Raw genomic sequence first — 21184 nt, forward strand, 5'->3', positions numbered from 1 at the left:
GCTCAGTCGTTGAGCAGGCGGTAGGTGGAGGTGCCGTTCTGGCGATGTTGTTCTTCGACCGAGACTTCCGATCCGATCATGTGGGGCGTTTCCACCTCACCATCGACTAATATCACTGCGTTGCTGTCATCGAGACGGACTTCATATCTATAATGAAATCCTTGGCCGACGGAAACTTTCGGATTTAGCGGCATCGTCGTAACGTATTCGACGATGCCTCCTACGCGTTGCGTGCCGACAATCGGGCTATTCTGCCTTGTTACAATCGGCACGACGATCGCAAGCGCGAATGCACAAAAGAAAGTGATGCCGACAACTCTATCGCGAAACTCTTCTTGCAGCAGAAGAAAGCGGTTCCTAAGAGAAAGATTTGTCGGCCCCATCCCCTATATTTGAGTGGAGTATGGGCCTTGTTCAAGAACGATTCCACAAAGAAAGATCTGACGCTCGCTTCGCCTTAGAAAACGGCTTCGGTGATCGGATGGCCGTTCAATTTGCAAACCGGTAAAAGATGGCGCCGTTGTCGCGCGTGACGCGCTCGATGCCGACGCGCGAGCCGATCAGATGCGGGAGGTCGTCGTAAACCAGGACCGTCGAACCGTTCTCAAGGAACAGCAGATATTGGATATTCCGCCCCTTACCCTGTCCACTTTTGATTGTTGCATCGACCGGGTCAACCGACCGGATCGGGCTTGCGTCATTCGCCCATTTGTTCAGAGCCGACGGAACCATCACCGCGAACAAAGTGATGAGCAGAATCACGCCAAACGCGTTCCTTTTCAAATCCGCATAAGTCCACGGCATAGACATAAATCCCTCAGTGCAGATTTATGTGGTTGCACGAACGCTGACTTTCAATCAGTCTTTTGTTCCGCGTGATGTTACTGTTCGTGACGCCGGGTTCGCGGCTGTTACTTCGCCTTGGAAAACGCCAGCCACAGGCCGCCGCCGACCAGGAAGCTGCCGCTGATCCTCGACAGCAGCTTGACGCGGCCGGCCGACAGCAGGCGTCCGGCGCGGCCGGCGGCCAGCGCGTATGTTGAATCCGACACGGCGGCGAAGATCATCGCGGTAAGACCCATGACCACGATCTGCAGCGCGTAGTTGCCTTCGGGAGAAATAAACTGCGGAAAGAAAGCGCCGAAGAACACCAGCGTCTTCGGATTGCTGACCGCCACCAGCAGGCCTTGCAGGAAAAAGCCGCCGCGCGGTTTTTTCGCCGTTCCGTCGGCGTTCAGCTTGCCTTTCGAGCGGAACATCTGCACGCCCATCCAGATCAGGTAGGCGGCGCCGATCAGCCGGACCCACTCGAACCAGTGGCCCATGCCCGCGATCAGCGAAGTCAATCCGATGCCGACGATGGCGATCATGATGGCCAGCCCGGCCTGCGTGCCGGTGACATTGGCGAGACCGGCGCGCGAGCCGTGGCGGATGCTGTTGGCGATGATCAGCGTGACCGTCGGCCCCGGCACAAGGATGATGACGATGCAGGCGACGACATAGGTGGCATAAAGTTCCAGCGACATTTTTCCCTCCGCAGAATGCCGCTCGTGCGGCGCGGCGTCGCGATCAATGCATGGCGACGGGTTGGGCGCAAGTCGGTGAGGCGCCGACAATGCGGAACTGACTTCAGCAGGCGCCGGCCTGCCACGGCAGCGTCGCCTCATAGGCGGCAGCCGCCCTCAGCACCGAGAGGTCGTCGCGCGGCGGCCCGATCAATTGCATGCCCATCGGCCTGCCCTTGGCGTCGAAGCCGGCCGGCACGTTGACCGCCGGGCAGCCGGCCATCGTGGCAAGCACTGAAACCTGCATCCAGCGGTGATAGCTGTCCATGGTCCGGCCGGCGACTTCACGTGGCCAGGGGATGTCGACAGCGAAGGGAAAGACTTGCGCGCTCGGCAACGCAACCAGGTCGAAACGATCGAACAGCGACAGCAATGTTAGGTACCAGGATGAACGGACGACCGAGGCTGCATGGACCTGAGCGGCGGTGAGGCGAAGCGCGCTTTCCACTTCCCAGACGGTTTCCGGTTTCAGGAGATTGCGTTTGTTCGGATCGTCATAGTGGATCCTGAGCGCGCAGCCATTGTTTGCCTGGCGCAGTATCACGAAGGCTTGCCATAACGCCTCGAAGTCGAAATCCGACACCAGAGGCTCGATCAGGAACGATACACCGGCGAGCCGGCCGAGAGCGGTCTCGCAAAGCTCGAGAATTCCCGGTTCGACCGGCAAATGGCCGTCGAGATCGCCCAGCCAGGCGACGTGGCCACCGGCGGATGGCAGTTCCATTGCTTGAAGGAATGAACCCGGTTTGTCGTTGTGGGATAGCGGCGATCGAGGGTGATAGCCGGCCTGCACGTCGAGCAGCAGCGCCATGTCGCGCACGCTTCGCCCCATCGGGCCTTTCACCCCCATCTGGGCATGAAACACATCCAGGCTCGGACCATTCGGTACCAGCCCCTGCGACGGGCGGAAGCCATAGACGTTGTTGTAGGCGGCCGGGTTGCGCAGCGAGCCACCCAGATCGCTGCCATCGGCGATGGGAACCATGTCGAGGGCGAGCGCCACGGCGGCGCCGCCGCTCGAGCCGCCGGCGGTCAGCGCCGGGTCGAATGCGTTGAGCGTCTGTCCGAACACGGTATTGTAGGTGTTGGAGCCAAGCCCGAATTCGGGAACGTTGGTCTTGCCGATGATGATGGCGCCGGCCTGGCGAAGACGCTCAACGAAGAAATCATCCTCAGCCGGGATAAAGCCAGCGAAGATCGGCGAGCCGAAAGTGGTGGCAATGCCCCTGGTCAGAGCGAGATCCTTGATGGCGATCGGCAGGCCGAACAGGGACCCGGCATGGCCATCATGCGCCAAATGAGCGTCTGCCTCGTCGGCCTCGCGCAGGATGTCGGCACGCTCACGCAATGAAACGATGGCGTTGACCAGCGGGTTCACCGCCCCGATCCGGTTGAGGAATGCCGCGATCACTTCGCGCACCGAAAGCTGTCGGCGCCTGATCCTGTCGGCAGCTCCACGGCGGACAGGCGGCAGATATCGCCGGCGGGCGGCACAGCATGCTTGGTGGTCGGGCGCATGGCCGTCGTCCCGATTCAGCCTGCGGCGTTCTGCAGGGCGGCATCGACATCCCTGGCCAGCGGGATGGCCGGCTGGGCACCGGCTTTCAGGCAGGCGAGCGAACCGGCGGCGGCAGCGCGGGCAAGCGCTTGGTCGAGCGGCAGGCCGGCTGCCAGTCCAGCAGCAAAATAGCCGGAGAACGTGTCGCCGGCGCCGACCGTGTCGAGCGGCGTGATCTTCAGCGCCGGAACCATCAGAAGATCGTCCGGCGTCGCCGCCAGAACGCCGTCTGGGCCAAGCGTGACGACGATGGTTCGGCCGGTTCTCGCGGCGTAGTCGCGCATCCGTGCCGGGCGGTCGCGGCCACTCAACGACAGCGCCTCGCCATAGAGATCGAACTCGGTTTCGTTGGCGACGAGATAGTCGGCCTTGCCGAGGAAGCCGGCCGCGTCGCCGTGAAAAGGGGCGGTGTTGAGCACGGTGACCGCTCCGGCCGTCCTTGCCGCGTCAAGCGCTGTCTCGACCGTTAGCAGCGGGACTTCCAACTGCAGCAGCACGACATCGCCGTTTTTCAGGAAAGCCTTGGAAAGGTCACCCGGCACGACCGAATCATTGGCGCCCGCCACGACGGCGATCACGTTCTCGCCGTCGGCGCCGACCATGATCAGTGCGGTACCGGTCGAGGCAAAGGTCTCGCCGACGCCGGACAGGTCGATTTTGCCGTCGCGCAGCAGCGCCAGAGCCTCGCCGGCGAAGCTGTCCTTGCCGACCGCGCCGACCATGCGCACCTTGGCGCCGGCGCGGGCGGCGGCCAGCGCCTGGTTGGCACCCTTGCCGCCGGGGGCAGTGGCGAAACCGGAGCCGCGCACCGTCTCGCCGGGACCGGGCAAGCGGTCGACACTAGCGATGAGGTCGAGATTGATGGAGCCGATGACGACGATCAAGAAGTGCCTCCCGCTAGCGCATCGACCCGAAAATCGGAATAGATGCATATCGCTAATTGCGCGGGAAGCTACCCTGTAAGATCGGTGCTTGCCAACCCAGCGGTTCTTGCGCCGCTCTATCGTTCCATCCGGCGGCTATTCAAGGAGCGACCTGTCCCGCCTCCCAGCCGAGGATGGCGCGTTTGCGGGTCAGGCCCCAATGGTAGCCGGTGAGCGCGCCGGACTTGCCGAGAGCCCGGTGGCACGGCACGACGAAGGACATCGGATTGGCACCGACCGCGGCACCCACAGCCCGGCTGGCGCTCGGTGCGCCGATGCGCGCGGCGATCGAGGAATAGGTGCAGGCCTTGCCCATCGGAATGCGCAGCAAGGCCTCCCAGACGCGGACCTGGAAGTCGGTGCCGATCATGACGACGCGCAGCGGCTGGTCGGCGCGCCACAGCGCCGGATCGAAGATGCGCGCGGCGTAGGGCGCCGTTGCCGCCATGTCCTCGACATAGGTCGCATTCGGCCAGCGGCTCGACATATCGGCAAAGGCCGCGCGCTCGCCGCCGGGGTCGTTGAAGGCAAGGCCGGCAAGGCCGCGGTCCGTCACCATGATCAGCGCGACGCCGAAAGGCGAGATATGATAGCCGTAGCGGATAGTGAGCCCGGCGCCGCGCGTCTTGTAATCGCCCGGCGACATCGCTTCGTGGGTGACGAACAGATCGTGCAGCCGGCCTGGGCCGGACATGCCGAGCTCGAACGAGGTTTCAAGCAGCGGCATGCCGGAATCGAGCAGCTTGCGCGCATGATCGAGGGTAACGGCCTGCAGAAAAGCCTTGGGCGACAGGCCGGCCCAGCGGGTGAACAGCTTCTGCAGCCCGGTCGGAGTCTCGCCGACCTCCTCGGCCAGCACTTCCAGCGAAGGCTGGTCGCGATAGTCGAGGCTGATCTTCTCGATGGCGCGACGGACGATTTCATAGTCGCCGCCTTCGGGCGTAATGTCTTTCTGAAGGATTGCTGTCGTTTTGAGAGGCATTTGGGCGTTCATCGGTCTATCTCCTTGAGTGCGAATATCGCGCTTCGCGGCTCCGATCACCACCCGAAACTTGCCTTCCCGCGGCATGTACCCAGATAGAGTCGGCTTTGAATGGGAAGGACAATTCATGGCCGGCGAGAAGGTGCATCTGACCAAGGAAAAAGAAACGCTGCTGATCACCGTCTATGGCAAGGCGCTGGAAAGCCGGCTTCCCAACTCGCTGCTGAAAGACCGTTTCGCGGACGAGGCGGTTCGCCGCATCGACTACGACTTCTCGCGGCTCAAGGTCGATGACAATCTCGGCGTGGGTCTGGCGATCCGGGCCAAGACGCTGGACGACTGGGTTTCGGCTTTTCTGGCGAACAACCCGAACGCCATTGTCCTGCATCTCGGCTGCGGGCTCGACACGCGAATATTCCGTATCGACCCGCCAGCCGGCGTCGACTGGTTCGACGTCGACTATGCCGAAGTCATCGAGCTCAGGCGCAAGCTCTACCCGACGCGCGAGCATTATCACCTGATCGGATCGTCAGTCACCGAGCCTGGCTGGCTGGACGACGTGCCTGGCGATCGCCCGGCGATGGTCGTGGCGGAGGGCTTGACGCCCTATCTTGCCGCTGACGAGGGCCCAAGGCTGGTCTCACGGCTTGTGTCGCATCTGGCCAGCGGCGAACTTATCTGCGATGCCTACAGCGACCTGGGTCTGAAGCTCGTGCGCCTCAACCCGTCGTTCCGCGCCACCGGAGCCGAACTCCACTGGGCGATCAACGATCCGCGCGACTTGGAACGGTCAGTGCCCGGTCTGCGGTTTGTCGAGGAAACCATGGCCTACAAACCCGAACATGCCGCCCGTGTGAGCTGGTTCGCCGGACTGATCTTTCGCCTCTGGAGCCACATTCCGGCTCTTCGGAGGGTCGGCAGGCTGTTGAGATTTCGGTTTTGATCGTCAGCGCGCCTTGGCGGTCGCCAGAGCGCGCGAAAATGCGGTGGCAAAACTCTCGCGGTCGTCGGGATTGAGGAAGCCGCCGATCGAGACGGTTTTTCCTTGCGCCTCGACCGCCATCCCGGTGATGCCGATCTCGGCGTGGCGGGCGATCGAAAAGCGCGCCCAGAACGGATTGAAGCGATGTGCTTCCGATTTGCCTGACGGGGCAGTCTTGCGGATATCGAGGCTGGTGCGCGACACCGACACCTCCTCGCGAGCCCGGGCGGCACTATAATTGGCGCGGAAAGCGATGTAGACGGCAATAACGTCGAGGCCGAAGAAGCCGAACACCGGCCAGGCGCCACGCGACAGAAAAAACGCTCCGGTCACCAGCCAGCCGAACAGCAGCGCGCCCATCAGGATGGCAAAGCCGGTCTTGCCCAGCGACCGGTGCGGTGTCAGCAGCGCCTGGAAGAATGGCTCGTCGGCCTGAAATGAGGCGTTTGTATCGCTCATTAGGGGATATTATAGGAAGGCGATGACGAGCCCCAAGCCCAAAAACTCTTCCGCGCTCAAAAAAGACCTCTTGCCCGGCCGCCGCGACGGCTCGAACGCCAAGCCGCGTCCGCGGCCGGCGAGATCGCGGGCGCTTTACAGCCCGGCCGAAGTGCATGAGATTTTCCGGCGCTTTTCCGTTCAGCGGCCGAAACCGAGAGGCGAACTCGAATATATCAACGCCTTCACGCTGCTGGTGGCTGTGGTGCTTTCGGCGCAGGCGACGGACGCCGGCGTCAACAAGGCGACGCGGGCGCTGTTCAAAATTGCCGACACGCCGCAGAAAATGCTGGCGCTGGGCGAGGCCAGGCTCGGCGACCATATCCGCACCATCGGGCTCTGGCGCAACAAGGCCAAGAACGTCATCGCGCTATCCGACGCGCTGATCCGCGACCATGGCGGCGAGGTGCCCGAGGATCGCGATCAACTGGTCGAACTGCCGGGTGTCGGCCGCAAGACCGCCAACGTCGTGCTCAACGTCGCCTTCGGCCAGCATACGATGGCGGTCGACACGCACATCTTCCGCATCGGCAACAGGCTCGGCCTGGCGCCGGGTAAGACACCGGAACAGGTCGAGCAAGGGTTCCTGAAGATCATTCCGGACGAATATATGCGGCATGCCCATCATTGGCTGATCCTGCATGGCCGCTATGTCTGCAAGGCGCGCAAGCCGGATTGCCCGGTCTGCGTCATCGCCGATATCTGCAAGGCCAAGGAAAAGACGACCAGCGTGCCGGCGCCGCTGGTCGAGATCGCGCCGCTCGAGCCGGTAGAAGCGGCTCAGGACCGAGCAGCGGCAATCGGTGCCAGCTAGCAGATTTGAACGTCCTGCTACGGAGCGGCATCCATGTTCAGGAACTCTCCTCGACGAACACCTCTTCGCGCTTCTTCTTGACCGCGGGGAGAAAGACGATGACGAGCACAGCGAGCGCGATGAGGAGCAGGCTGGCGCTGATCGGTCTCGTCACGAAGGTGCTCGGGTCGCCGCGCGAGAGGATCATGGCGCGGCGCAGGTTTTCCTCAAGCAACGGGCCGAGCACGAAGCCGAGCAGCAGCGGCGCAGGTTCGCAGCGCAGCTTGACCAGGAGGTAGCCAAGCAAGCCGAAGAAGGCGACGGCATAGAGGTCGTAGACGTTGGTGTTGACGCTGTAAACGCCGATCGAGCAGAACGCCATGATGATCGGGAAGAGCACGTAATAGGGGATCGTAAGCAGTTTCACCCAAAGCCCGATCAGCGGCAGGTTCAAGACGATCAGCATCAGATTGCCGATCCACATCGAGGTGATGATACCCCAAAACAGCGCAGGCTGTTCGATCGCGACATTGGGGCCGGGCACGATGCCCTGGATGATCATCGCGCCAATCATCAGCGCCATGACCGGGTTGGCCGGAATGCCGAGCGTCAGCATCGGGATGAAGGAGGTTTGTGCGCCGGCATTGTTGGCCGATTCCGGTCCGGCGACGCCCTCGATGGCGCCCTTGCCGAATTCCCCCGGATTTTTCGAGACACGTTTTTCGACGGTGTAGGAGGCAAAGGCTGCCAGGATCGCGCCGCCTCCTGGCAGGATGCCGAGCGCCGAACCGATGATCGTGCCGCGCACGATGGGAGCCGCCATGCGCCGAAAATCCTCGCGGGTCGGCATAAGGCCGGAGATCTTTCGGATAAGCACGGAACGTTCGTGCTCATTTTCGAGGTTGCGCAGTATTTCGGCGACGCCGAAGACGCCGACCGCCACTGCGACGAAATTCAGTCCGTCGGCATATTCGCGGATGCCAAGCGTGAAACGGGGCGTGCCGGTGTAGATGTCGGTGCCGACAAGGCCAAGCAGCAGGCCGAGCACGACCATCGCCAGCGCCTTGACAATCGAGCCGTGGGCGAGCGCGACGGACGAGACCAGGCCGACGATCATCAGCGAAAAATACTCGGCCGCGCCGAACTTCAGCGCTATCGCCGTCAGCGGCGGGGCAAAGATGGCGACGAGGAAGGTCGACACCGTGCCGGCAAAGAACGAGCCTATCGCCGCGGTCGCCAGTGCTGCTCCGGCGCGGCCGTTCCTGGCCATCTGGTAGCCATCGATGGCGGTGACGGCTGACGAGGATTCGCCGGGCATGTTGATGAGAATGGCGGTGGTCGAGCCGCCATACTGCGCGCCGTAATAGATGCCGGCGAGCATGATGAGGGAGGAAACCGGGTCGCCGATCTGGAAGGTGATCGGCAACAGCATGGCGATGGTTGCGGTGGCGCCGATGCCGGGCAGGACGCCAATCAGCGTGCCGAGAAGGACGCCGATCAGGCAGAATCCGAGGTTTGCCAATGATGTGGCGGTCGAAAAACCGAGTGCGAGATTGTTGAGGAGTTCCATTCATCTCCTCACAACGATAGGGGCAGCCACGGGCCGAAGCGCCGGAACGGCAGGCCGAGTGCGTAGCTGAAGACGACGAATGCGAACAGCGTCAGGCAGGCCGACAGCACGAGCGCGGTCAGCGGCTTCATGCGGCCGCTGGCAAACGATGCGATCAGCGCCGTCAGGAAGATCGAGGGGATAAAGCCCAGGCCGCGCACCGTCAGGCCGAAGAATATCGGAGCAGGCAGGATGAACAGCATGCCGCGCCACGCGATGTGGCCGATCGGTTCGCCCTCGAAGCGCACCGCTTGGACGAGGATGATGGCGCCAAGCAGGATCAGCACGATCGCCAGCACCAGCGGGAAATAGCCCGGTCCCATGCGAAAGGCGGTGCCGATTTCGAGGCCGAGCGATTGCAGCGCGAAACATGCGCCGAGAAAGATGAACAGCGCGGCGCATATGCCGTTGGTTCTGTCGATTGCGACAGGTTTCATGACGTTCTCCCGGCCCGCGCCGCGGGCGTGCCGATGCCGAATCGAAAGGCCAAATCGAAAGCGGGACCCTAGCGAAAACGGGGCGCTGGTGGCGCCCCGTTCAAGCTTTAGTCGGCGTACTGGCCGGCCGCTTCGATGATCGGCTTCCAGCGCGCGATCTCGCTTTCCAGCTTGGCCTTGAGCGCCGCCGGCGTCGCGTCGGCATCGGACGACGGCTTGGTGCCAAGTTCGGCAAAGCGGGCGACGATGTTCTGGTCCTTCAACGCGACCTGAAGCGATTTCGACAGGCGTTCGGTGATCTCGGCCGGCGTGCCCTTGGGGGCATAGATGCCGTGCCAGATGCCGACCTGCACGTGGGGAAGGCCAGCTTCCGTCGTCGTCGGCACGTCCGGCAGCACATCGAGGCGGTCCGGCGAGGTGACGGCATAGCCCTTGATCGTGCCGCCCTGGATTTGCTTGGTGGTGTTGGTCGTCTGATCGCACATGATGTCGACCTGACCGCCGAGAAGATCGGTCATGGCCGGGCCGGTGCCCTTGTAGGGCACGGTAACCAGCGGCGTGCCGATGGCGCTCATGAACAGCATGCCGCACAGATGCGAGGCCGCACCTATCCCGGCATTGGCGACGGTGACGGTATCCTTGTTTGCCTTGGCGTAGTCGACCAGCCCCTTCAGATCGGTCGGCTCGAGATCTTTGCGGCCGACGATGGTCATCGGCACCTCGGTGACGAGGCCGACATATTCGAACGCGTTCAGCGTGTCGTAGGCGAGATTCCTATATAACGTCGCACTGGTCGCCATGCCGATGTGATGCAGGAGCAGCGTATAGCCGTCAGGCTCGGCATTCGCGACGCGGCCCGCGCCCAGCGTGCCGCCGGCGCCGCCGACATTCTCGATGATGACCTGCTGGCCGAGGTCCTTCGACATGGCTTCCGCGACGAGACGCGTGACGGTGTCGGTCGGGCCGCCGGCCGAAAATGGCACGACAATGGTGATGGTGCGTTCGGGGTAGGTCTGCGCGCCCGCGGCCAACGGGTAAAGCATGATGGCCGCGGCGGCAGCCAGCGCGGCGACGAATTTTCGCATCGTGTTTCCTCCCAGGATATGAATTACCAACCGCGGCGCGGAGTTCCTCTCAAAAAGCCGACTGTAGATGGAGCAATAACTAGCGCAATCCAACAAATTGCAATTGGCCTCAAACGGCAAACTGCACGTTTGTCCGCGCAAATGAGTGGAAAGGTTGGGCCGCGCGATGCCCTTCCTCCGACCTATTTCTAATAGCCGTAGCCGCGCGCCATCGCTGCCGCGAACACCGGGATCAACAGGAAGATCAAGGCCTCGGTGCGGACATAGGTGCGAACGGACGCTAGCTCCGCCGCAGGCACCTGGAAGCCGGGACTGGCGCTCGCCTGCCTGTTCCAGGATAGGAAACGAATGGTGGGGATGATCGACAACAGACCGACAATTGCGAAAGCGGCCATCTTTGCCCAGAACACCCAGTTGTAGACGTAGAATTCCCAGCCCTTGAGACCATAGATGACGCGGCCGATGCCGATGACGATGATCAGCATGGCGATGATGCCGTAGTGGCGGTCGATGCCGACAAGCCGCTTGAGCGTCGCGGCGGACAAGTCGCTGCGGATCAGGACGAATTCGGCGCCGATGATGCCTGCCAGCGAAAACACCAGCAGATGGTGGAAGATGGCAAGCACAAGGTCAGTGGTGTCCATGCTGTTTTCCCTCTGTCGGACGGCAGCGCTGAAACCGAATGCGTTGAATCAGATACCGGTGAAAAACTAACACCGCCTGACAGGATTCACATCAGCCTGGAAGATGATCTACACAGCCTTGGCTCTTGTTCGGCGACGACGGTTCCGTCTCATGCATGTCGTTGTTCCTATCTGGGCGACATACATAGCACCGGCAACACAACCGAGGCATGACCATGGCCAGTCCGCAGACAATTGTCGCCCCAGTGATTGAGACCTCGCGCGCCATCTTGCGGCCGCACCGGCTGGACGATTTCGACGCCTATGTCGCAATGTGGGCAGATCCAGTCGTCACCCGCTTTATCGGCGGCAAGCCGCGCACGCGGGAGGAAAGCTGGATGCGCTTCCTGCGCCATGCCGGCCTATGGTCACTTCTGGGCTACGGCTTCTGGGCGATCGAGGAAAAGGCGACCGGCCGCTTCATCGGCGAGGCGGGCTTTCACGATCTCAAACGCGACATGACGCCGTCGATCGAGGGCATTCCGGAAGCCGGCTGGGCTCTGGTTTCGGGCGCACATGGTCAAGGGTTGGCCAGCGAAGTCGTCGCACGGGTACTTGCCTGGGGCGACGAGACGTTCGGAGTCGCAAAAACCGTCTGCATCATCGATCCGGAAAACACCGCCTCGCTGAACGTCGCGGCGAAATGCGGCTATAGCGAAGTGCTGCGAACCCTCTATCACGAGGAGCCGACCATCCTGCTGGAGCGGCAGCCCTGACGGGTGCTATCTGGGCGCTGCCTGCCACGTCGTCGTCGAGTTCGCCAGGCTGAGGATCGTACAGGCCGATTGTGCCGTATGCGGAGTGTTCTGTCTTTGACAGGATGACGCAAACTCTGCATGAATTTTATCGAGCGGGTCTGAATTCAGGCTACGTTTCTGGCAGGCACCGGAGGAAGTGTCGCGATTTGGAGGAATCCCATGCTGAACAGACGCAGATTCTTGATGAGCACCGCGGCGGCAGGTGCTGCCGGTCTCGTGACGTCGCATTTTATCCCCGCTTTCGCGCAGGACGCGCAGCAGCTGCAGATTTTCGTGCCGGCGGCGCCGGGCGGCGGCTGGGACCAGACGGCGCGCGCCATGGACCAGGTGCTGCGCAGCGAAAAACTGATCTCCGGCTCACAGATCACCAATGTCGGCGGCGCCGGAGGCACTGTCGGCCTGCCACAGTTCGTCAACCAGTGGAAGGGCAAGGGCAATGCGCTGATGGTGGCCGGTATGGTCATGGTCGGCGCCATTATCGCCAACAAGGCGGCCAACAACCTTACCGAGGTCACGCCGATCGCCCGCCTCACCGGCGAGTTCGAGGCGCTGGTGGTGCCGGCCGCCTCGCCCTTCAAGACTGCGGCCGACTTCGTTGCTGCCCTCAAGGCCGACCCGACGCAGGTTCCGGTCGCTGGCGGTTCGGCCGGCGGCTCGGACCACATATTGTTCGGCCTCATCGCCAAGACCGTCGGTGTTCCGGCCACCAATCTCTCCTATGTGCCGTTCGCCGGCGGCGGCGAGGCGCTGTCGGCGCTGCTCGGCAACCAGGTCGCGGCCGGCATCTCCGGCTATGGCGAGTTCGCCGAACAGGTCAAGGCGGGCGCGCTGCGGCTGCTGGCCATATCCGCGGACAAACGCCAGGAGGGCATCGATGCTCCGACGATGAAGGAAGCCGGCATCGACGTCGAGCTGTTCAATTGGCGCGGCGTCTTCGCACCGCCCGGCGTTTCGGACGCCGATAAGGCAGCAATGATCAAGCTGATCGAGACCATGGCCAAGAGCGACGCCTGGGCCACCGAATGCAAGAACCGCAACTGGACGCAGATCCTGCTCACCGGTGACGACTATGCGAAATTCGTCGCCGAAGACACGGCCCGCATCGGGACGATCCTCAAGGACCTCGGCCTTGCCTGATACTCTCGGCAAGGGGCGGCCTTCGCCAACCCTTGCCGACTTTCGCCAGCCGCATGGACACACGCTCCGCCGGAGGTGAAACTACGCCGAGCTCGGCCGAGGGAGACTGCTCCGAGGAGGCCGGCTCAGGGAACCGATATTGGGAGGACGATCATGAGCACCAGCGACCAGCCGGCGCCGCCGCGCCTTGCAGTGCCCGAATTGCTGATCGGCATTGGGCTCCTCGCCTGTGCGGGTGCGGTGGCCTGGCAGACGCTGGCAATCCCGGTGTCGCCGCTCTATTCCAAGGTTGGCCCGACTGTGTTTCCCTACATCACCATGGCCGGCATGGTGCTCCTTTCGCTGCTGCTCGTCATCGCCGCCTTGCGGGGCGGCTGGCAGCCGGAGGACGAAAAGGAGACGCCGACCGACTGGAAGGCGATGGGCATCGTCGCTGTCGGACTGATCGCCAATCTTGTGCTGATCCAGCCGCTCGGCTTCACCGCGGCATCTGTCATCATGTTCGTTCTCATCTGCCACGGTTTCGGCAGCCGGCATCCGCTGCGTGACGTGCTGGTCGGCCTGATCTTGGCGCTGGCCGCCTATTTCGGGTTTGCCAGGGCGCTCGGTGTCAATATCGGCGCCGGCTTCATCGAAAACCAGCTGAATGCGATCGTCGATTCTGTCATCGCCATGCTGAGGGGCTGACGCCATGGAAACGCTTGGCCATCTCGCGCACGGATTTTCGGTCGCCTTCTCGCCGACCAACCTGATATGGTGCCTGGTCGGCACCACACTTGGGACAGCGATCGGCGTGCTGCCCGGCCTCGGGCCGGCATTGACCATCGCGCTGCTGTTGCCGATCACCTACCAGGTGGCGCCGGAAGCGTCCTTCATCCTGTTTGCCGGCATCTACTACGGCGCCATGTATGGCGGCTCGACGACGTCGATCCTGCTCAACACGCCTGGCGAAAGCGCCACCATCGTCACGGCGCTGGAGGGCAACAGGATGGCCCGCTCCGGCCGCGGCGGTGCGGCCCTGGCGACCTCGGCGATCGGCTCCTTCGTCGCCGGCACGCTGGGCACGATCGGCGTTGCCTTCCTGGCGCCGATCGTCGTCAAATTCGCGCTGGCGTTCGGCCCGGCCGAGTATTTCTCGCTGATGGTGCTGGCCTTCATCACGGTTTCGGCGGTGCTCGGCTCGTCGTCGGTGCGCGGCCTGACCAGCCTGTTCGTCGGCTTCGTCATCGGCATGATCGGCGTCGACCTGCAGACGGGCCAGCCGCGCTTCACCTTCGGCATGAGCGAATTGCTCGACGGCGTCGACGTCATCGTCGTCGCCGTTGGCCTGTTCGCCGTTGGCGAGACGCTTTACATGGCTTCGCGCCGCTATGCCGGCAAGGACGATATCGTGCCGTTGAAGGGCTCGCTCTACATGACCGCAGCCGAATGGGCGCGCTCGTGGAAGCCATGGCTGCGCGGCGCCCTGATCGGCTTCCCGATCGGTGCCATGCCGGCCGGCGGCGCCGAAATCCCGACCTTCCTGTCCTATGCGATCGAGAAGAAACTCTCAAAACACAAGGAGGAGTTCGGCACGGTCGGCGCCATCGAGGGCGTTGCCGGGCCGGAGGCCGCCAACAATGCATCCGCGGCCGGCGTGCTGGTGCCGATGCTGACGCTCGGCCTGCCGACCTCGGCGACGGCCGCGATCATGCTGTCGGCATTCCAGAGCTACGGCATCAATCCCGGGCCGCTGCTGCTGACGACACAGGCCGACCTGGTGTGGGGGCTGATCGCCAGCCTGTTCATCGCCAACGTCATCCTCGTCGTCCTCAACCTGCCGCTGATCGGGCTCTGGGTGCGGTTGCTGAAGATCCCGGCGCCGCAGCTCTATGCCGGCATCCTGGTGTTCGCCACGGTCGGCACCTACGGCATCTCGCAATCGCCGATCGACCTCGTCATCCTCTATCTGCTCGGTGCTGCCGGCTTCCTGATGCGGCGTTTCGATTTCCCGACCGCGCCGGTCATCATCGGCATGATCCTCGAGCCGCTTGCCGAAACCCAGTTCCGCCGCGCGATGACCATCTCGAACGGCGACTGGACGGTGTTCTACAAGCATCCGCTGTCGCTGACGCTGCTGACGCTGGCCTTCATCGGATTGGTCGGGCCACATATCTATGCTTACATCGAGCGCAGGCGCATGCGCGGGCCGGAGCATGTGCCGGGCGATGCCTGAGCTGTTCGTGACGTTATGACAGACCTGCTTTCCGGCATCCGCATCCTCGACCTGACCAATGTGCTGGCCGGCCCCTATTGCGCCTATCAGCTGGCGTTGCTCGGGGCCGACGTCATCAAGGTCGAGACGCCGCAAGGCGGCGACCTCGCACGCCAGCTCGGTGCCTCGCCGGAGCTCAACAGAGCCGGCATGGGCGCGTCGTTCCTGGCGCAGAATGCTGGCAAACGCTCGGTGGCGCTCGATCTCAAGCAGGAGGCCGACCGCGAACGCTTCCTCGATCTGGTCGCCTCGGCCGACGCGCTGGTCGAGAATTTCCGCCCCGGCGTAATGGACCGGCTGGGGCTTGGCTATGCCAGGCTGAAAGAGGTCCGGCCAAGCCTTGTCTATTGTGCGATATCGGGCTTTGGCCAGACCGGGCCGATGCGCGACAATCCAGCCTACGACCAGATCATCCAGGGGCTTTCCGGCATTATGAGCATCACCGGCACGCCGGAGACGGCGCCGCTGCGTGTCGGCTATCCCCTCGCCGATACGCTTGGCGGTCTGGTCGGAGCCTTCGCCATTGCCGCTGCGCTGGTCAAGCAGAAGACGACAGGTGAGGGCGCGTTCCTCGACGTCTCCATGCTCGAATGCACGCTCTCCGCGCTCGGCTGGCCGGTATCGAACTATCTGACCGCAGGCGTCGAGCCGCAGCCGATGGGCAATGAGAACATGACGGCCGCACCGTCGGGTGCCTTTCGCACCGGCGACGGCCTGCTCAACATCGCCGCCAACAAGCACGAGCAGTTCGTCATGCTCTGTCAGATGATCGGTCGGCCGGAGCTGGCGTCGGATGTCCGCTTTGCCGAGCGCGAAACACGCAAGCAGAACCGCATCGCATTGAAGGCGCTGATCGAGGACGCCTTGGCAAGCGGCTCGGCCGCCGACTGGGAGGAGACGTTCAATCGCGCAGGCGTGCCAACCGGCCGGGTGCTGACGATCCCGCAGGTATTGCAGGAGCAACAGGTGATCGAGCGCGGCATGACGGCGCGCTTCCAAGCTGTGTCCGGCATGGACAAGCCGCTGACCGTGGTGCGCGGCGGCTTCATGGTCGATGGCGAGGCACCTTTGCCGAGCAGGCCGCCGCCGGCGCTGGGTGAGCATATGGACGAGGTGTTTGCCAGCCTGCCGCCGCGCGCCAAGAAAAGAGCGAAGGCATGAGCGGCACGGAAAAGAAGACCGGTCGCGCACGCGGCGAGGAGTGGTGGCACACCGGCATCATCGAGATGCGCCCCGGCGTCATCCGGCTGCGCGGCTATGAGATTCAGGATCTGATCGGCCGCGTCAGCTTTCCGGCAATGATCTGGCTGATGCTGCGCGGCGAACTGCCAAGCGAGGACCAGGCGGCGCTGCTTGGCATCGCGCTGGGTGCCGCTGTCGACCATGGGCCACAGGCGCCGTCGATCGCCATTGCCCGCATGGCGATGACCTGCGGCGTCGGCATCAATAGCGCCATGGCGTCGGCCATCAACGTGCTTGGCGACGTGCATGGCGGCGCCGGCGAACAGGCGCTTTCCTTCTACGGAGACATCGCCGCCGAACTGGACGCCGGCATGCCGCTTGCGGACGTCGTGTCGGCGCGGGTTGATCGTTTCCTTGCTGGGGAAAACGGCTATGTGCCCGGGCTCGGCCATCGTTTCCATCCGGTCGACCCGCGGGCGCCCCGCCTCATCGAGCTGACCCGCGACTTTGCCGCGCGCGGCATCGTCAGCGGGCGCTTCGCCGACATTGCCGAGGCGATCGAGGCCGAGGTTGCGCGGCGCAAGGGCAAAAAAATCCCGCTCAATATCGACGGCGCCACGGCCGTCATCTACGGCGAGCTCGGCTTCCCGCCGCCACTAACGCGCGGCCTTTTCGTGCTGTCGCGCTCGGTCGGCATCCTCGCACATGCGTGGGAACAGTCGCAGGAAAGCGACCGCAACAAGGGGCCACTGCCGCGCGAATGGCTGTGGGCCTATACCGGCACGCCGGTGCGGCCCCTCCCCGAGGAAGACGACGGCAGCCAGTGAGATGTCGGTTCAAGCGACAGCGGCGGACTAGAGCCTGTTCCATCCCGATGGAATCGGGATGGGACTCTAACTTTTTGTTTGAGCGTGATCTTTGCCGAAAACTCGATTCCACTTTTTGGAATCATGCCCCGGCTCGGAAATCTTGATGTTCCTCACCAGCGTCGAAAGATCCGGCTCGTCGATGAGCAACGCCGCGTCGGCCGGCGCCAGCCATGCCCGCTGCCGTCTCTTGGCTTCTTGCCAATTGGCGAGTTCCTCGGTTACCTCCAGCAAATAGACGACGACGTCGACACGGACGAAGCGGTTCGCCAGCCGCTTCCAGTAGCAATAGGTGCCGGCCGGCTGTTTCAGTGTCTTGCCGAGAACGCCGGCTTCTTCCTGTGCTTCGATGGTGGCCGCCTTGCGGCCGCTCTTGCCCTTCATCGGCCAGCCCTTCGGCACAATGAAGCGCCTCGTCGTTCGCGATGTGACGAGCATCACCTCGACGTCGCCATACTCGCTCAGCCGAAAAGGAATTGCCGCGACCTGGCGAATCCGGTCGCCCTTCCTTGCCTTGCGTACGACCTTCTTCTTGCCGGCTGCCATTCGATAATCCAGTCGAGGCGGTGCCCAAATGGCAAGGGCAGCGTTGCAAAGTCAGCCGCTTTCAATAGATCCGAAGCGGAGCGGTTTTCCCCAATATATAAGTCGGCTAAATAAATGAAAGGCCGGTTGTCAGCGGCAGGTGCTGATAAAGCCGCTCCCCGACGGCAGCAATTGGCAAGTCGGCTTCATCTGCGGCACCACCTGCTGTTGCGGCGGCGGGATCTGGCGGTCCTGGGCGCGGTACTGCTGTTGCTGCTGCTGATATTGCTGCCGCTGCAGCCTGTTCTCCAGCATCTGCAACTGGTTTTGCTGGATCAATACGTCCGCAGGGCTGACGCGCTGCGCCGCGCTGGCAGGATTTACGCCCGACAGCATCGCCGCTGCCAGCATTGCCGACCCGGAAAACGTCAAAAGACGAAGCCGTAACATCCGTTCATTCCCGCACAAAACCCGACCTGTCCTTAATATAGGGCGTCTGGCCGGCGATGCCATGGCCGCCCCTGATTCGCAGCGGATTGGAGGAAGCATTGCTGCATCCGGGTGCTCCTCACGTCAATCGACTTCGCGCAGCCGATATCCGACGCCGGTTTCGGTCGTGATATAGCGCGGCTGGTCGGGCGTCTTTTCGATCTTTTGCCTGAGTTGCCGGACATAGACCCTGAGATATTGAACGTCGGTGGAATCCCCCCAGACCTGCCTCAATAGGAATTGGTGGGTGAGAACCCTGCCGGCGTGCTGCACTAGGATGCGGAGGATGTCATATTCCTTCGGCGAGAGCTTTATCTCCTTGTCGTCGACCTTGATGATGCGCTTCACCAAGTCGACGGAGAGGTCGCCGGTGCGGAACACCGGTCTCTCACCCTGCTGCTGGAATTTGTGGCGAAGCGCCACGCGGATGCGTGCCACAAGCTCGTTCATACCGAATGGCTTGGTGACATAATCGTCGGCGCCGAGTTCGAGCGCCGAGACGATGCCGGCCTCGTCGGTGCGGCTGGAAAGAATAACCACGGGAATGTCCAGGCCATCATCCCGCCATTTGCGCAGCAGCTCATGGCCGCTCATGCCGGGCAGACCGAGATCGAGCAGGACAAGGTCCGGCTTTTCCGTCTCCATGAGTTCGATCGCCGCCCTGGCGTTCGGCGCCTCGCTGATCGAATAGCCCTGGCTGCCAAGCCCGACGCGAAGCAGTTTCCGGATCGGCGGTTCGTCATCGACCACCAATATCCTGACGTCCAGGCTCGTCATGCCAAATCGTCCATATTTTGATCGCCCGCATCGGGTTCGCCGAGGTTGGGCAGCTCTGCCGGCATCACCTGCATCCTGATGGTGAAAACCGCGCCCGAGCGGTCGGTCCTGTTTGCCGCCGAGAGCGTCCCGCCCATCGCTTCGATGAAGCCGCGGCAAATCGACAATCCCAGCCCGGTGCCAGCACGCACCTGGTCACCCTTGCGCACACGGTAGAAAGTGTCGAAAACGCGCTCCAGATCCGCCGCCGGGATGCCTGGTCCCTCATCCATGATCTGCAGGATGACGACGCCATTGTCGGTCCAGGCCTGCAGGCGGATCGTCGAAGCTGGCGGCGCGTATTTTGCAGCATTGTCGAGGAGGTTGAACAGCACCTGTTCGAACAGAACGGGGTCGACCCGCAACATCGGCAGATCCGATGGGATATCGATCTCGGTCTTGTGCTCGCCGACGATTGTGCGGGCCCGATGCAGGGCTGAGCCGACAATGTCGCCGACATAGTGAAACGCATAGTTCGGCTCCATCGTGCCGGATTCTATCTTGGTCATGTCGAGCAGATTGGCGATGAAGCGGTTAAGCCTTTCCGATTCATCAAGCACGGTCGACAGCAGTTCCGCCCGGTCCTGCTCGGGAAGTGCGTCCTCGAAGTCCCTGAGTGTTCCGGCCGCGCCGATAATGGCGGCAAGCGGCGTTTTCAAATCGTGCGAAATGGAGGTCAGCAGGGCCGAGCGCAGGCGGTCTGCCTCGGCCGCAAGCTTGGCCCGGTCAACATCGGCGACGAGCTGGATGCGCTCGATGGCGACCGCCGCCTGGTCGGCGAGCGCATCGAGCAGACGCTGCTGCTCGGGTGTCAGCAGCGGACCTTGCTTGTCGTTGTCGAGGCCAACCACGCCCACCGCCGTGCGTCCGGTCCGCAACGGCAGATAGAGGCGTTTTGCTCCCGGCAGCGTGTCGGCGCCGCGCCCCGCGGCGCGGTTATGCTCCCAGGCCCAGAGCGCCGCGGCAATGTCTGCCTCGGCCAGCGTGTCGTCGGGCGGGTAGCCGGCCTTGACCGCGATCGTGCCGTTTTCCGGCAAAAGCAGCACCACGCGCAGCTTCAGCATTGAGGCGATCTGGAAGGCAGTCGCCCAGAGAACGTCGTCGAGCGTGCCCGTTCCCGCCAGTTTCTTGGAGAACAGATAGAGATCCTCGGTAGTGCGGGCGCGGGATTGTGCTGCCACTACCTGGCGCTGCACCCGCGCCGTCAAATTGCTGGCGATGATCGCCACGCAGAAGAAGAAGCCGAGTGCGACGGCGCTTTCAGGGTCGCTGATATTCAGCGTGTAGAGCGGGTCGAGAAAGAAAAAATTGAAAACTATGGCGCTGAGAACGGAAGCGAAGATCGCCGGCCAAAGCCCGGCTGTGACCGCCGACGCCAGCACAGCCATGAGAAAGACGAGAGCGATGTTGCGCACATCCAGCACGCGCGACAGCAATTCGCCGAACAACAGCCCTGCAACGACATAGAAGACGACAATCAGATAGGGCCTGATGTCGAGGCGCGGCGGTCGGGCAGGGGTCAACCCCCGCGACGGCGGGGCTTGCGCCTGGGGCGTCGCCGGAGACGACGTGAATGCTGATCTTGCCGGCATCGCGTATCAGGTCATAAGTGACGGAGCCGTCAAACCACTGCCGCCAGCGTGGCTTGCGCGGCTTGCCGGTGATGATGTGGGTGACGTTGTTGGCTGCCGCGTAACGCAGGATGTCGGCAGCGACATCGTGGCCGGGAATGGTGACGGCAACGCCCCCCAACTGTTCGGCAAGTCGAAGCGTCGATGCCAGCCTGTCGCGATCCTGCTCGGACAGGCCGGTCGAGTGTGGCGTCTCGACATAGAGCGCCAGCCACGAGGCACGAAGCCGCTCTGCCTGGCGGCGGGCATAGCGTACAAGTGACGCGCCGCGCGGATCCTCATCGACCCAGACCAGGACACGCTCGCTGGCCGCCCACGGCCCGGGGATGGCGTGGGCCTGCATATGGATCAGCAACTGCTCGTCGACCCGCTGGGCGGTGCGGCGCAGCGCCAATTCCCTGAGCGCCGTCA

Annotated in this window: 21 protein-coding genes and 2 pseudogenes; 8 read left to right on the plus strand and 15 right to left on the minus strand. The window is 63.1% G+C overall.

Translation table 11 applies throughout. The annotated features are described in order from the left end of the window. Window positions 1-2: 2 nt before the first annotated feature. The 6 genes and pseudogenes from NKJ94_RS12015 to NKJ94_RS12040 form a co-directional block, all read right to left on the minus strand. Entirely contained in the window at window positions 3-383 is a 381-nt protein-coding gene (locus tag NKJ94_RS12015) for a hypothetical protein (RefSeq protein ID WP_352525188.1), read from the minus strand. 106 nt (window positions 384-489) lie between these two features. Beyond that, window positions 490-762 (minus strand): hypothetical protein, encoded by a 273-nt coding sequence (locus tag NKJ94_RS12020; protein WP_352525189.1) that lies wholly within the window; start codon window positions 760-762, stop codon window positions 490-492. Between the two features lie 149 nt (window positions 763-911). Further along, window positions 912-1526, minus strand: a complete 615-nt coding sequence (locus NKJ94_RS12025) for a LysE family translocator (RefSeq protein WP_352525190.1) — start codon at window positions 1524-1526, stop codon at window positions 912-914. Between the two features lie 103 nt (window positions 1527-1629). Beyond that, a pseudogene (locus tag NKJ94_RS12030) lies at window positions 1630-3083 on the minus strand (amidase). Window positions 3084-3098: 15 nt separating this feature from the next. After that, window positions 3099-4007: a ribokinase gene (locus NKJ94_RS12035; protein ID WP_352525191.1), complete on the minus strand. Its 909-nt coding sequence runs from the start codon at window positions 4005-4007 to the stop codon at window positions 3099-3101. A gap of 139 nt (window positions 4008-4146) precedes the next feature. Further along, complete coding sequence (locus NKJ94_RS12040; protein WP_352525192.1) at window positions 4147-5040, minus strand: methylated-DNA--[protein]-cysteine S-methyltransferase; 894 nt, start codon at window positions 5038-5040, stop codon at window positions 4147-4149. Between the two features lie 115 nt (window positions 5041-5155). Between NKJ94_RS12040 and NKJ94_RS12045 the strand changes: the two genes are divergently transcribed. Beyond that, window positions 5156-5971 carry a class I SAM-dependent methyltransferase gene (locus NKJ94_RS12045; protein WP_352525193.1) on the plus strand — a complete coding sequence of 272 codons (816 nt, stop codon included), beginning with the start codon at window positions 5156-5158 and terminating at the stop codon, window positions 5969-5971. Window positions 5972-5974: 3 nt separating this feature from the next. Here NKJ94_RS12045 and NKJ94_RS12050 read toward each other — a convergent pair whose 3' ends face one another. Next, entirely contained in the window at window positions 5975-6469 is a 495-nt protein-coding gene (locus NKJ94_RS12050; RefSeq protein WP_352525194.1) for a DUF2244 domain-containing protein, read from the minus strand. A gap of 22 nt (window positions 6470-6491) precedes the next feature. Here NKJ94_RS12050 and nth point away from each other — a divergent pair, with 22 nt between their 5' ends. Then, window positions 6492-7322, plus strand: a complete 831-nt coding sequence (nth, locus tag NKJ94_RS12055; protein ID WP_352525195.1) for an endonuclease III — start codon at window positions 6492-6494, stop codon at window positions 7320-7322. Window positions 7323-7359: 37 nt separating this feature from the next. Here nth and NKJ94_RS12060 read toward each other — a convergent pair whose 3' ends face one another. The 4 genes from NKJ94_RS12060 to NKJ94_RS12075 all read right to left on the minus strand — a co-directional run bounded on the left by NKJ94_RS12060 (window position 7360) and on the right by NKJ94_RS12075 (window position 11076). Then, window positions 7360-8871 carry a tripartite tricarboxylate transporter permease gene (locus NKJ94_RS12060; protein WP_352525196.1) on the minus strand — a complete coding sequence of 504 codons (1512 nt, stop codon included), beginning with the start codon at window positions 8869-8871 and terminating at the stop codon, window positions 7360-7362. Window positions 8872-8879: 8 nt separating this feature from the next. Further along, window positions 8880-9347, minus strand: coding sequence for a tripartite tricarboxylate transporter TctB family protein (locus tag NKJ94_RS12065; RefSeq protein WP_352525197.1), 468 nt, complete (start codon window positions 9345-9347; stop codon window positions 8880-8882). Between the two features lie 107 nt (window positions 9348-9454). Then, window positions 9455-10432: a tripartite tricarboxylate transporter substrate-binding protein gene (locus NKJ94_RS12070; protein WP_352525198.1), complete on the minus strand. Its 978-nt coding sequence runs from the start codon at window positions 10430-10432 to the stop codon at window positions 9455-9457. A gap of 188 nt (window positions 10433-10620) precedes the next feature. After that, window positions 10621-11076 (minus strand): DUF2214 family protein, encoded by a 456-nt coding sequence (locus NKJ94_RS12075; protein ID WP_352525199.1) that lies wholly within the window; start codon window positions 11074-11076, stop codon window positions 10621-10623. 215 nt (window positions 11077-11291) lie between these two features. Between NKJ94_RS12075 and NKJ94_RS12080 the strand changes: the two genes are divergently transcribed. The 6 genes from NKJ94_RS12080 (at window position 11292) to NKJ94_RS12105 (ending at window position 17273) form a co-directional block, all read left to right on the plus strand. Beyond that, window positions 11292-11831, plus strand: a complete 540-nt coding sequence (locus tag NKJ94_RS12080) for a GNAT family N-acetyltransferase (RefSeq protein ID WP_352525201.1) — start codon at window positions 11292-11294, stop codon at window positions 11829-11831. 201 nt (window positions 11832-12032) lie between these two features. Further along, window positions 12033-13010: a Bug family tripartite tricarboxylate transporter substrate binding protein gene (locus NKJ94_RS12085; RefSeq protein WP_352525202.1), complete on the plus strand. Its 978-nt coding sequence runs from the start codon at window positions 12033-12035 to the stop codon at window positions 13008-13010. Window positions 13011-13163: 153 nt separating this feature from the next. Next, window positions 13164-13697, plus strand: coding sequence for a tripartite tricarboxylate transporter TctB family protein (locus tag NKJ94_RS12090; protein ID WP_352525204.1), 534 nt, complete (start codon window positions 13164-13166; stop codon window positions 13695-13697). Window positions 13698-13701: 4 nt separating this feature from the next. Then, window positions 13702-15225, plus strand: coding sequence for a tripartite tricarboxylate transporter permease (locus tag NKJ94_RS12095; RefSeq protein ID WP_352525205.1), 1524 nt, complete (start codon window positions 13702-13704; stop codon window positions 15223-15225). A 15-nt stretch (window positions 15226-15240) separates the two neighbouring features. After that, window positions 15241-16425: a CaiB/BaiF CoA transferase family protein gene (locus NKJ94_RS12100; RefSeq protein WP_352525206.1), complete on the plus strand. Its 1185-nt coding sequence runs from the start codon at window positions 15241-15243 to the stop codon at window positions 16423-16425. Next, window positions 16422-17273 carry a citryl-CoA lyase gene (locus NKJ94_RS12105; RefSeq protein WP_352525208.1) on the plus strand — a complete coding sequence of 284 codons (852 nt, stop codon included), beginning with the start codon at window positions 16422-16424 and terminating at the stop codon, window positions 17271-17273. The genes NKJ94_RS12100 and NKJ94_RS12105 overlap by 4 nt, the downstream gene beginning before the upstream one ends. Before the next feature lie 66 nt (window positions 17274-17339). On the opposite strand, the gene NKJ94_RS12110 is transcribed toward NKJ94_RS12105, so the two are convergent. The 4 genes and pseudogenes from NKJ94_RS12110 to NKJ94_RS12125 form a co-directional block, all read right to left on the minus strand. Next, window positions 17340-17858 carry an NUDIX hydrolase gene (locus NKJ94_RS12110; protein WP_352525209.1) on the minus strand — a complete coding sequence of 173 codons (519 nt, stop codon included), beginning with the start codon at window positions 17856-17858 and terminating at the stop codon, window positions 17340-17342. A 129-nt stretch (window positions 17859-17987) separates the two neighbouring features. Next, window positions 17988-18248, minus strand: a complete 261-nt coding sequence (locus NKJ94_RS12115; protein WP_352525210.1) for a hypothetical protein — start codon at window positions 18246-18248, stop codon at window positions 17988-17990. A 162-nt stretch (window positions 18249-18410) separates the two neighbouring features. After that, window positions 18411-19103 carry a response regulator transcription factor gene (locus NKJ94_RS12120; RefSeq protein ID WP_352525211.1) on the minus strand — a complete coding sequence of 231 codons (693 nt, stop codon included), beginning with the start codon at window positions 19101-19103 and terminating at the stop codon, window positions 18411-18413. Further along, window positions 19100-21184: pseudogene (locus NKJ94_RS12125) on the minus strand (DUF4118 domain-containing protein); the annotation flags it as partial. The pseudogene NKJ94_RS12125 and the gene NKJ94_RS12120, both read right to left, overlap by 4 nt.

The organism is Mesorhizobium sp. M0060, assembly GCF_040323155.1.
Taxonomy (GTDB): Bacteria; Pseudomonadota; Alphaproteobacteria; order Rhizobiales; family Rhizobiaceae; genus Mesorhizobium.

Excerpts from the sequence above, each read along its gene's own strand:
- NKJ94_RS12070 (WP_352525198.1), bottom strand. The coding sequence starts at position 10,432 with ATGCGAAAATTCGTCGCCGCGCTGGCTGCCGCCGCGGCCATCATGCTT.
- NKJ94_RS12085 (WP_352525202.1), top strand. The coding sequence starts at position 12,033 with ATGCTGAACAGACGCAGATTCTTGATGAGCACCGCGGCGGCAGGTGCT.
- NKJ94_RS12025 (WP_352525190.1), bottom strand. The coding sequence starts at position 1,526 with ATGTCGCTGGAACTTTATGCCACCTATGTCGTCGCCTGCATCGTCATC.
- nth (WP_352525195.1), top strand. The coding sequence starts at position 6,492 with ATGACGAGCCCCAAGCCCAAAAACTCTTCCGCGCTCAAAAAAGACCTC.
- NKJ94_RS12075 (WP_352525199.1), bottom strand. The coding sequence starts at position 11,076 with ATGGACACCACTGACCTTGTGCTTGCCATCTTCCACCATCTGCTGGTG.
- NKJ94_RS12095 (WP_352525205.1), top strand. The coding sequence starts at position 13,702 with ATGGAAACGCTTGGCCATCTCGCGCACGGATTTTCGGTCGCCTTCTCG.
- NKJ94_RS12100 (WP_352525206.1), top strand. The coding sequence starts at position 15,241 with ATGACAGACCTGCTTTCCGGCATCCGCATCCTCGACCTGACCAATGTG.
- NKJ94_RS12065 (WP_352525197.1), bottom strand. The coding sequence starts at position 9,347 with ATGAAACCTGTCGCAATCGACAGAACCAACGGCATATGCGCCGCGCTG.
- NKJ94_RS12110 (WP_352525209.1), bottom strand. The coding sequence starts at position 17,858 with ATGGCAGCCGGCAAGAAGAAGGTCGTACGCAAGGCAAGGAAGGGCGAC.
- NKJ94_RS12040 (WP_352525192.1), bottom strand. The coding sequence starts at position 5,040 with ATGAACGCCCAAATGCCTCTCAAAACGACAGCAATCCTTCAGAAAGAC.
- NKJ94_RS12050 (WP_352525194.1), bottom strand. The coding sequence starts at position 6,469 with ATGAGCGATACAAACGCCTCATTTCAGGCCGACGAGCCATTCTTCCAG.
- NKJ94_RS12105 (WP_352525208.1), top strand. The coding sequence starts at position 16,422 with ATGAGCGGCACGGAAAAGAAGACCGGTCGCGCACGCGGCGAGGAGTGG.
- NKJ94_RS12120 (WP_352525211.1), bottom strand. The coding sequence starts at position 19,103 with ATGACGAGCCTGGACGTCAGGATATTGGTGGTCGATGACGAACCGCCG.
- NKJ94_RS12015 (WP_352525188.1), bottom strand. The coding sequence starts at position 383 with ATGGGGCCGACAAATCTTTCTCTTAGGAACCGCTTTCTTCTGCTGCAA.
- NKJ94_RS12080 (WP_352525201.1), top strand. The coding sequence starts at position 11,292 with ATGGCCAGTCCGCAGACAATTGTCGCCCCAGTGATTGAGACCTCGCGC.
- NKJ94_RS12060 (WP_352525196.1), bottom strand. The coding sequence starts at position 8,871 with ATGGAACTCCTCAACAATCTCGCACTCGGTTTTTCGACCGCCACATCA.
- NKJ94_RS12115 (WP_352525210.1), bottom strand. The coding sequence starts at position 18,248 with ATGCTGGCAGCGGCGATGCTGTCGGGCGTAAATCCTGCCAGCGCGGCG.
- NKJ94_RS12045 (WP_352525193.1), top strand. The coding sequence starts at position 5,156 with ATGGCCGGCGAGAAGGTGCATCTGACCAAGGAAAAAGAAACGCTGCTG.
- NKJ94_RS12090 (WP_352525204.1), top strand. The coding sequence starts at position 13,164 with ATGAGCACCAGCGACCAGCCGGCGCCGCCGCGCCTTGCAGTGCCCGAA.